This is a genomic window from Myceligenerans pegani, assembly GCF_014892515.1.
Classification (GTDB): Bacteria; Actinomycetota; Actinomycetes; order Actinomycetales; family Cellulomonadaceae; genus Myceligenerans; species Myceligenerans pegani.
Genome location: NZ_JADBGR010000096.1, coordinates 150,925 through 159,683, shown reverse-complemented (window position 1 = coordinate 159,683; position 8,759 = coordinate 150,925). Strand labels below are relative to the sequence as shown.

Here is an 8,759-nt window from a genome sequence, read left to right as displayed (position 1 = left end):
GCGCCATTAGCTCAATTGGCAGAGCAGCTGACTCTTAATCAGCGGGTTTGGGGTTCGAGTCCCTGATGGCGCACTCAACGGCAGGCGGCGTGTGCTCTCTTCGAGAGCCATGCCGCCTCATTCATTTCTTGTGGGGGCGCAGCTCCATCCCCGACTTCATCGGTGCGGACGAGGTCGCCGACCGGCGCGCGACCCTGGCGGCGTGGCGCAACGCTGCGGTCGTCAAGGCAGTCCCCGACGCCGCGCAACAGCCCCCACACCACCCTGGGGCTTTGCAGCACTGCTCGTGACGCGCCTCACGTCACAGGACGCTCGGTGAATGCGTCGTCGTGATGGAGCCGCGGCAGTACTCGGCGGCTCCATCGGGTGTTCTGACGACGAAGGAGGGGCCGATGGATCTCGCGCTCTGGATCGCCGCCGCCGTGCTGGCCGTGGTCGCTCTGCTCGGAGGTATCAGCAAGACGTTCATCCCCAAGGCCAGGCTCGACGCGATGGACGGCACCTGGACCACCGCGACCGGCGCGGGACCCGTCAAGGCCCTGGGTGTCCTCGAGCTGATAGCCGCGGTCGGTCTGATCGTGCCGCCGCTGGTCGGCATCGCGCCGGTGCTGGTTCCCGTGACGGCCACGTGCTGGGTCGTGCTGATGATCGGCGCGATGGTGACCCACGCCCGTCTCGGTCAGCCCAAGCTCGTGGCCCTGACGGGTTTCTACCTCGCCGTCGCACTGTTCATCGCCTGGGGCAGGTTCGTTCTCGAGCCGTTCGGCGCCTGAAGAGACGGAGACGGCCGGCTCCTGCCGCTAGGCCTCGTTCTTCGTGAGGGTGAGCTCGATGACCGGGATCAGGTCGTCCGGGCGGCACGTCGGGAGGGTGAGGGTCAGCGTGCCGGGCGGCGGCGCCGACGGGTTGAGGTGGGACTCCTCGGGCTCCTCCGAGCCGGCGTCGATCACGATCTCGGTGCCGTCGGACAGGAGTCGCGCGAACGCGGCCCTGCCCGCCAGACCCGGCAGGTACAGGGTCTTGAACGGCCAGGCCAGCACGTGCGCGTAGAGCGTGTCGCCGCGCCGGGTGTAGATCACGCCCGAGGGCGCCTCGGCGTCCTCGGCCGGCCCGGCGCCGTAGACGGCGTCCTGGTGGCGGCGCATCCACCGGCCGACCTCGCGCAGGATGTCGGCGTGCCGCTCCGGAACCTCGCCGCGCGCCGTCGGGCCCACGTTGAGCAGCAGGTTGCCGCCCAGGGAGACCGTCTCGACCAGCATCCGCACGATGAGTTCCGGGCTCTTGTCGTCGACGTTCCCCCGGTCGTAGCCCCAGGCGCCGTTGACCGTCTGGCACGCCTCCCACAGAACGCGCTCGCCGTCGACCTCGACGGGCCGCACCGGCTGGTACTGCTCCGGCGTCACCAGGTCGGCCGGAAGCCCGAACCGGTCGTTGACGATCATGGCGGGCTGCAGTTCGCGGCACATCGCCAGCAGGCCCGCCGCATCCCAGTCCTCCGCCGACTTGCCCGGCAGCCCGTCCCGGACGGCGGGCTGCGTGAAGTCGGCGAACAGGTAGTCGATCCGCCCGTACCCCGTGAGCAGCTCGCGGAGCTGCTCACGCATATAGGCGCGGAATCGACCCATGTCGCGGGTCGCGTTCAGCTCGTCGACGTCGGGCCGGTTCCCCAGCGGGTGCGACCAGTCGATCGTGTAGTCCGGGTGCGACCAGTCCAGCAGCGAGAAGTAGAGCCCGACCCGGAGCCCCTCGGCGCGCAGCGCCTCGACGTGCTCCCGGACCAGGTCCCGCCCACGGGTGCTGGCCACCGAGTAGTCGGTCGTCGCCGTGTCCCACAGGCAGAACCCCTCGTGGTGCTTGGCCGTGAGCACCACGTACCGCTGGCCCGCCTCCTTGGCCAGGCGCGCGATCGCCCGCGCGTCGTACAGGTCGGGGTCGAAGTGGTCGGCGTAGCGCCGGTACGTGTCGTCGTCGATCCGCTCGAAGTACTTCACCCACTCCTGACGGCCCGCCACCGCGTACGTGCCGTAGTGGATGAACATCCCGAAATGGTCGTGGCGGAACCAGGCCGTCCGCTCGGCCGAGGTCAGCGGGTCTGTCATGGTCCGGTCTCCTTGCGTGGACGACGGCGGTCTGCGCCTGAACGTACACAGTCGGCCGCGGTCGGCACAGCGCCAGGGCACGACGTGCCGGGATCTGCCAGGACTACGCGCCGGGATCACGGAGCCCGACGGCGTCGTGCCGCCAGAAGGGCTCCGAGTAGACCAGCGTCCCGGTCATCCAGCTCTCGTACGCCGGGAGCCGGACGGCCTGGAAGGCTGCCTCCGGGATGCGCAGGGACGGCCTGCGGAAGCCGAGCCCGCCTCCGGGCTCGAACCCGAGGCGCGCGTAGTAGCCCGGGTCGCCCTCCAGGAAGACGCCGGGGACCCCGCGCCCGCGGAGGACCTCCAGCCCGTGCCGGACCAGGGCCGAGCCGATGCCGCGCCCCTGCAGTTCGGGCGTCACGGCCAGCGGGCTGAGGACCTGCACGTCGACCAGCCGGCGGGGCGCGTCGAGCAGGCTCCGCGTGAACATGACATGGCCGACCACCCGCCCGTCCCGCTCGGCGACGAGCGAGAGCCCGTCCTCGGGCGTGATGGTGCCGCGCAGGCTCTCGACGAGATCGACGACGACGCGGCCGTGTTCGCCGAACGCCCTCAGGTGCAGGTCCCGCACCGCCTGCGCGTCGCCCGGCAGTTCTCCGCGAAGCTCCATGCCGGGAGGGTACGAAGTTCCAGGCACCGAGTCACAGGAATTGCCAGCCCCGGACGCGGTGGACGGTCGCGGTCTTCGGGTAGTGGCCGCCGGGCGGGCCGATCTCGAAGAGGTCGATCATGAGGAAGAGCGGGTAGCCCGGCGCCTGGGGTATGCGCCGCAGCACGACGCCCTCGCACCCGATGACGGTCTCGCCGTCGCCCCACAGCACCGTCCAGGTGTGCGGGGCGCTCGCGTCGAACGGCAGGGTGACCTCGGCCATGTCGGTCGTCATCCGGGGGTCACCGTGGGCCTTGACCCCGGACCGCGCGACGGTGGTCGCCCCGACGGCAGCCGTGTCGATCTCGAAGACACAGATCTCCCCCGCGTCGGCCTCGGCGGTGTGCTCCGTGCCGACGAGCCAGGCCGCGAGCATGCAGCCCTCGTCCCGACTCGCCGTCACGGTGATGTCGACGCGCCCGGCCGTCGGCGCCCAGAGCAGCCGCTGTGGTGTCTCGGTCCGCACGACCAGCCCGTCCTCCCGATGCCGGTGGGTCCCCCGTCGAGAGCCGAGCGGGCCGGAGTACGTGCCGGTCTGCAGGTTGGACACCCGCAGTGGTGCGTCCTCGGGACGCCAGTCGAGCTGGTCCTCCTCGATGCGCAGTGCGATCCCGCCGCCGTCGGCCGGAGCGTACCGGGCGGCGGACCGTTCCGGCGTCGTCCAGTGCGGCAGGTAGTGCGGCACCCACCGGTGAGGGCTCAGCGTCCCGGTGAAGTCGTCGTCGAGATCCGGCTCGCGATCCGGCGGCGGGGGAAGTTTCTCGATCGGCGTCGACATGGCTCGCGTTCTCTCTCGCCACCCACCGTAGATCGCTGAACGAACGGCCCGCCGGCGCTCCAGCCACGCCTGAACGGCCGACGCCGCGCGCGAAGAGGGCTCATCCGACGAAGATGCAGAACGGGTGACCCATCGGATCCGCGAAGACATAGAGCGGCTCCTCCGGGTCCTCCGAGCGGTCGTTGAGCTGGGTGGCGCCGAGCGCGAGGGCGTGGTCGCGGGCCTCGGCGAGTGCGGCGACGTCGGGGACCGTGGTGTCCAGGTGGAGCTGCTGGGGGACGTCCGGGGCCGGCCAGGTCGCTCTGGGCATGGCGTCGACCTGCTGGAACGCGAGGGGTACGCCGTCGTCGTTCCGCAGGACCAACCAGTCGCGGCCGTTCGGGTCGGGCTCGCCCGGCGGTGGCGGCTCGTCGCCGGGTCGGTAGGTGAGTCCGAAGAGCTTCCGGTAGAACTCGGCGAGGGCGCGGGCGTCGGTGGTGTCGAGCACCACCTGTCGGATTCGCGGGATCATCGTTCCAGCGCAGCACATCGAGCGCGAGACGCAAGATCTCGGCCGCGTGTCGCGGCACCCGCCCGCCCGTACGGCACGCGCTCAGGCGTGCAGGCTCGGCCGGTAGACGAGTTCCTGGGTGCGGCCGTCGAGCGTGCGGTGCTCGATCAGCTCGAGGTCGAAGTCCTCCGCGCCTTCGAAGATGGCGTCGAGCCCGGTCCGGCCGGTGATCACGGGAAAGATCGTCACCTGGACACGGTCCACCAGGCCGGCGGCCATCAGCGCGCGGTTCATCGACAGGCTGCCGTGCGAGCGCAGCGGGACGTCGGACTCCTCCTTGAGCCGGGCGACGACGTCGACGGCGTCGCCGCTCGCGACGGTCGCGTCCGGCCAGTCGAGAGGGCCGTCCAGCGAGGTGGACACCACCGTGGCCGGGAGGTGCCGCATCCGGGTGACCCACGGGTCGTGCACGCCCTCCTCGGTGTTCGCGGCCAGGAGCTGCGTGAACGCCCGGTAGGTGTTGGCGCCGAAGACCATTCTCTGGTCCTGGCTGTACTGGGCGAGCCGGTGGTCGAGGAGCTCGGGGCCCTGCTTGCCCCAGTAGCCGGTCCAGTCGCCGCCGGCGGCGCCGAAGCCATCGAGGCTGGAGAAGACGTCGAAGGTGTACGTGGCGGTCATGATGTCCTCCTGGGTGCGGTCGGTCCTGGCTGTACGGACCAGGGCCGACGGCGGAACTCATCGCTCCCGGGCGGGGGAACTCCACCGCGCGGGGCGGAGGACAGCCTCATTCCCCGCGTGCCGCCGTGTGACCAGCATGGACGCATGACCGAACCCACGTTCCGCACACTGTCCGCGATCGCCTTCGCGCTTGCCGTCCTCGCCGGGATCGCCGAGACCGCGATCGTCCTCGCGTCGATCGATCCCGCGCAGGCCGACGGCGGCCTGCTCCCGCAGCTGGCCCTGCGCGGCCTCGTGTTCGCCGGGGCGCTCGTGTGCGCCTGGTTCCTGGCGCGGGGCCGCCGGTGGGCGTGGTGGGCCCTCCTGCTCGGCCTCGGCGTCCTGGGCCTCGCCTCGATGGTCCTGCCGCCGGCCGCGGAGCTGGCGGCGGGCACGGGCTGGTACGACGCCCTCGGCGGCGACACCTCGGCGGCGTTCCCCGTGCTGCGCGGGCTGCACATCGCCCTCGTGGTGACCGGCGTCGCCGCCATGATCCGGCCGGAGGTCCGCGGATCGCTCGGGGCAGCGCGGGCGACCGCCCGCGACGACAGGCCGGCAGCGGTCGCGCGGTAGTCGGACCGAGATGTCATCGCGACCACGCCTTCCTGCGTCGTGGGACCGCAACCACCACGCACGACGGCGTGGTCGCCGGAATGGCGCGGTCGGTGGGGCGGAGGCCCCGCGACCCGCGGTCCTCGCGGCGACACGCCGTCGGGCCGGTCCGGGACCCGCGGCTTTTCGGGCCTTCCGCACCCGATCCTGGTAGAAAAGGTCCGTGACAGACACCGCGGACTACCCTGCCGACGACTTCTACCGCGACAACTCCCAGACCTCCGGCTGGCTCACGGAGGAGGACCTGGCTGTCGTGCGTGCGCAGCTTCCGCTGGTGTACGTGGACGCGGTACCGGTCCGGGTGGACGACTCGGGGGATGTCGTCGCCGTCGGCCTGCTGCTGCGCGTCGACACGCAGGGCGCGATCACACGCGCCCTGGTGTCGGGCCGCGTGATGTACCACGAACGGGTGCGGGACGCGCTGCTCCGCCACATCGAGAAGGACCTCGGCCCGGTGGCACTGCCGCAGGTGCCGCCGTCGCCGCAGCCGTTCACGGTCGCGGAGTACTTCCCCACTCCCGGGATCACGGCGTTCCACGACCCGCGCCAGCACGCGATCTCCCTCGCCTACGTGGTGCCGGTGACGGGTGACTGCCGCCCGCAGCAGAACGCGCTGGATCTCGCGTGGATGACGCCGGAGGAGGCCTGCGCCGACACCGTGCAGGCCGAGATGATGAACGGGCAGGGCACGCTGGTGCGGCAGGCGATGGCGCACGTCGGCCGGCTGAACTGAGGTCTCCGCGCGCCGCCCGCCGCACCGCACGGCGCCCCGCACCCGGCAGCGCCCCGTCCGAGATGCCCCTCGATGGGGTATAACTTCCCAGGTGCCACCCGGGGCACCCGCGGACGGGGAGGCGCATGCAGAGGCAGACGAAGCTCGCCGGCAAGGTCGCCACCGGCCTGGGTGGTTCGCTCCTGCTCCCGTTCCTCGTGGAGCTGGGCATGGCGTCGCTGCTCGACGAGAACTTCAGCCTGCGGCGCGGCATCCTGTTCGTCGGGGTGCTGGGCGGGATCAGCGCCCTGCTGTTCGGCGTCGACCAACTCGGTCACCTGCGCGCCCGCCGGGCCGAGGCGCGCGCCGATCGCGAGCTGAAGGCGCGTACCGAGCACGTCTCGCACCACGCGCTGCGTCCCTACGGCCCGGAGACCGACGGCGTCGTCGCGCTCTGCACGGCCCGCCTTGCGCCCAGCACCCTGCACTACCTGCAGTACCACACGCGCGGCAAGGGCATCTTCCGGGTCGACGTGCTCGACGACCCCGCGCTCGCGCCACTCCTCGGCCTCGCCGACGCCGACGAGCACCGCCGGGTCTACGAACGCTACGGCGAGGGCCTGCGGGCCATGGTGGAGCTGCTCGACGACGACTTCGTTCAGCTCGACTCCGGCCGCGTGCTCCGGCTCGTGCTCGACGTCGAGAAGGGCGCGGTCTTCGTCGTCGAGGTGCACCACGGCTCGGGCCGCTACCTCCTGGGCGTCACCCTCGACGAGACGGCCGTGGACCGCGCCGACACGGACCTCCGCGACCTCGCCACGACCATCCGTGCCCACCTGGGCCGCGAACGCGGCGCGACGATCCTCTAGCCCGGCCCCTCTCCGACGCCGGATCGGGTCGAGGTCAGGCGGTGGGTGGGAGTCACGACAGCATCAGTTCCGGCCAGTCCGCGAGTTCCTCGCGCATGCGGCGGTCGTGGGTGGCGACGACGACGGCGGCCGGCGTGGCCGTCAGGGCGCGGGTCAGCTCGTCGACCAGGTCGATCGACAGGTGGTTGGTGGGCTCGTCGAGCAGCAGCAGGTGCGGCACGTGCAGCAGCGCCCGCGCCAGCTCGAACCGCCGCCGCTGGCCCACGGACAGCTCGCCGAGCGGCCGGTCCAGGTCCTCCTCCGACAACAGGCCGAGGGATGCCACCGCCACCACGTGGTCGGGATCGAGCTCCCCGGCCGCGAGGAGCGACAGCGCCTCGTCGGCGGCGGTCTCGAACCCGGTCCGCCGCGCGGCTGCGGGCGTCAGGGCCGGGCTCTCCTGCCCGACGACGCCGATCCGCACGCCCTCCCGGGACACACGACTCCCCCGAGCCAGCCCGGCCTCCCCGGCAAGCACCCGCAGCAGCGTCGACTTCCCGGTCCCGTTCGGCCCCGTCACCAGCAGCCGGCCCGACGGCGGCACCGCCACCCTCGTGCCCGGCAGATCCAGCAGAACGCCTGGCACACTTTTCCTGGAGCTCCCGGGCGACGTAGCCGACCCGGCCGCCGCGGCATCCCGCGCAGGCCACGCGCCGGAGGCCTCGCCCGGAGGCTCCCCGCCGTCAGCCACCACGACCCGCGGGTTCCTGACCTCCACCAGCGCCTCGCCCGGGTCCCAGCCCGGCGACATCGCGGGCAGGTCGGGGAACGCGAGCGCCGGCGGCGGGACGGGCACCTCGACGGCCTCGGCCTCGAGCTTCTGGGCGAGGCGGTCGGCGGCCTTGACGTGGATGCGGGCACGGGTGGCGCGCCGGTGCCTCTGCGAGCCCTTGGGCGGGCGCCACTCGTCGGACAGGCCCTCGTAGGAGGCGTCGAGCACCTCGGCGAGGCGAGCCGCGCGCTTGCGCTCGGCCCGGTAGCGCTGGCGCCAGCGGTGCAGTGCCTGGTTCTTGGCGAACCGGTAGGAGAGGTAGCCGGGTTGCCCGTAGAGGACAGGCCTGCCGTCCCAGGAGGGATCGAGGTCGAGGATGGCGGTGGCGACGTCGTCGAGCAGCTCACGGTCGTGCGTGACGACGACCACTCCGCCGCGCCACGCGACGAGCTCGCCCGTGAGGAACTCGATGGCGCTCGTGTCGAGGTGGTTGGTGGGTTCGTCGAGGAGCAGGAGGTCGGCTCGTTCGGCGAGACGGCAGGCCAGGCGGACGCGGTACCGCTCGCCGACGCTGAGCTCGGCGAGCCCGCGGCCGAGGTCTCGGGGGGCGCCGAGGCGGGTGAGGGCGACGTCGACGCGGCGGTCCGCGTCCCAGGCGGCGAGGTGCTCGGCGCGGGCGAGGGTGCGCTGCAGCTCGGCGAGGTCGCCGGCCTCGTGGTCGAAGGCGGCGGCCGCGGCGTCGAGCTCGGCGGCGGCGCGCCGGAGGCCGTCGAGCGTGGCGGCGACGAGGTCGCCGACGGTCTGCCCGGGGACGGGGTGGAGTTCCTGTTCCACGAGCGCGACGGTGCCGTCCCGCCGCACCTCTCCCCCGGTCGGGTCGAGCTGCCCGGCCAGGAGGTGCAGGAACGTGGACTTCCCGGAGCCGTTCTCGCCGACGACGCCGAGCCGCGTCCCGGAGTTCACTGTCACGCCGACCCCCCGCAGGACGTCCCGCCCGGGATAGGAGAAGGCGAGATCGTCGGCCACGAGGTGCATGGGAG

At 72.3% G+C, this 8,759-nt stretch carries 10 protein-coding genes and 1 tRNA gene; 5 read left to right on the top strand and 6 right to left on the bottom strand.

Annotated elements, in window-relative coordinates; genetic code table 11:
• Together IIE03_RS16100 and IIE03_RS16095 are read left to right on the top strand one after the other, a co-directional pair.
• Nucleotides 1-73, top strand: a tRNA-Lys gene (locus IIE03_RS16100).
• Between the two features lie 319 nt (nucleotides 74-392).
• Complete coding sequence (locus IIE03_RS16095) at nucleotides 393-773, top strand: DoxX family protein (protein WP_192863763.1); 381 nt, start codon at nucleotides 393-395, stop codon at nucleotides 771-773.
• Nucleotides 774-800: 27 nt separating this feature from the next.
• On the opposite strand, the gene IIE03_RS16090 is transcribed toward IIE03_RS16095, so the two are convergent.
• The 5 genes from IIE03_RS16090 to IIE03_RS16070 all read right to left on the bottom strand — a co-directional run bounded on the left by IIE03_RS16090 (nucleotide 801) and on the right by IIE03_RS16070 (nucleotide 4,736).
• Nucleotides 801-2,099, bottom strand: coding sequence for an alpha-L-fucosidase (locus IIE03_RS16090; protein ID WP_192863762.1), 1,299 nt, complete (start codon nucleotides 2,097-2,099; stop codon nucleotides 801-803).
• 103 nt (nucleotides 2,100-2,202) lie between these two features.
• On the bottom strand, nucleotides 2,203-2,751 hold the full coding sequence (locus IIE03_RS16085; RefSeq protein WP_192863761.1) for a GNAT family N-acetyltransferase: 549 nt from the start codon (nucleotides 2,749-2,751) through the stop codon (nucleotides 2,203-2,205).
• 31 nt (nucleotides 2,752-2,782) lie between these two features.
• Nucleotides 2,783-3,568, bottom strand: coding sequence for a LamG domain-containing protein (locus IIE03_RS16080; RefSeq protein WP_192863760.1), 786 nt, complete (start codon nucleotides 3,566-3,568; stop codon nucleotides 2,783-2,785).
• A 100-nt stretch (nucleotides 3,569-3,668) separates the two neighbouring features.
• Complete coding sequence (locus IIE03_RS16075) at nucleotides 3,669-4,079, bottom strand: VOC family protein (protein ID WP_192863759.1); 411 nt, start codon at nucleotides 4,077-4,079, stop codon at nucleotides 3,669-3,671.
• 81 nt (nucleotides 4,080-4,160) lie between these two features.
• Nucleotides 4,161-4,736: a dihydrofolate reductase family protein gene (locus tag IIE03_RS16070; RefSeq protein ID WP_192863758.1), complete on the bottom strand. Its 576-nt coding sequence runs from the start codon at nucleotides 4,734-4,736 to the stop codon at nucleotides 4,161-4,163.
• 144 nt (nucleotides 4,737-4,880) lie between these two features.
• Between IIE03_RS16070 and IIE03_RS16065 the strand changes: the two genes are divergently transcribed.
• The 3 genes from IIE03_RS16065 (at nucleotide 4,881) to IIE03_RS16055 (ending at nucleotide 6,968) form a co-directional block, all read left to right on the top strand.
• Nucleotides 4,881-5,348 carry a hypothetical protein gene (locus tag IIE03_RS16065; protein ID WP_192863757.1) on the top strand — a complete coding sequence of 156 codons (468 nt, stop codon included), beginning with the start codon at nucleotides 4,881-4,883 and terminating at the stop codon, nucleotides 5,346-5,348.
• Between the two features lie 202 nt (nucleotides 5,349-5,550).
• Nucleotides 5,551-6,120, top strand: coding sequence for an NUDIX hydrolase family protein (locus tag IIE03_RS16060; protein ID WP_192863756.1), 570 nt, complete (start codon nucleotides 5,551-5,553; stop codon nucleotides 6,118-6,120).
• A 125-nt stretch (nucleotides 6,121-6,245) separates the two neighbouring features.
• Nucleotides 6,246-6,968 carry a hypothetical protein gene (locus tag IIE03_RS16055; RefSeq protein ID WP_192863755.1) on the top strand — a complete coding sequence of 241 codons (723 nt, stop codon included), beginning with the start codon at nucleotides 6,246-6,248 and terminating at the stop codon, nucleotides 6,966-6,968.
• Between the two features lie 52 nt (nucleotides 6,969-7,020).
• Here the strand turns inward: IIE03_RS16055 and IIE03_RS16050 are convergent, their stop codons facing one another.
• Nucleotides 7,021-8,754, bottom strand: a complete 1,734-nt coding sequence (locus tag IIE03_RS16050) for an ATP-binding cassette domain-containing protein (RefSeq protein ID WP_192863754.1) — start codon at nucleotides 8,752-8,754, stop codon at nucleotides 7,021-7,023.
• Nucleotides 8,755-8,759: the final 5 nt, after the last annotated feature.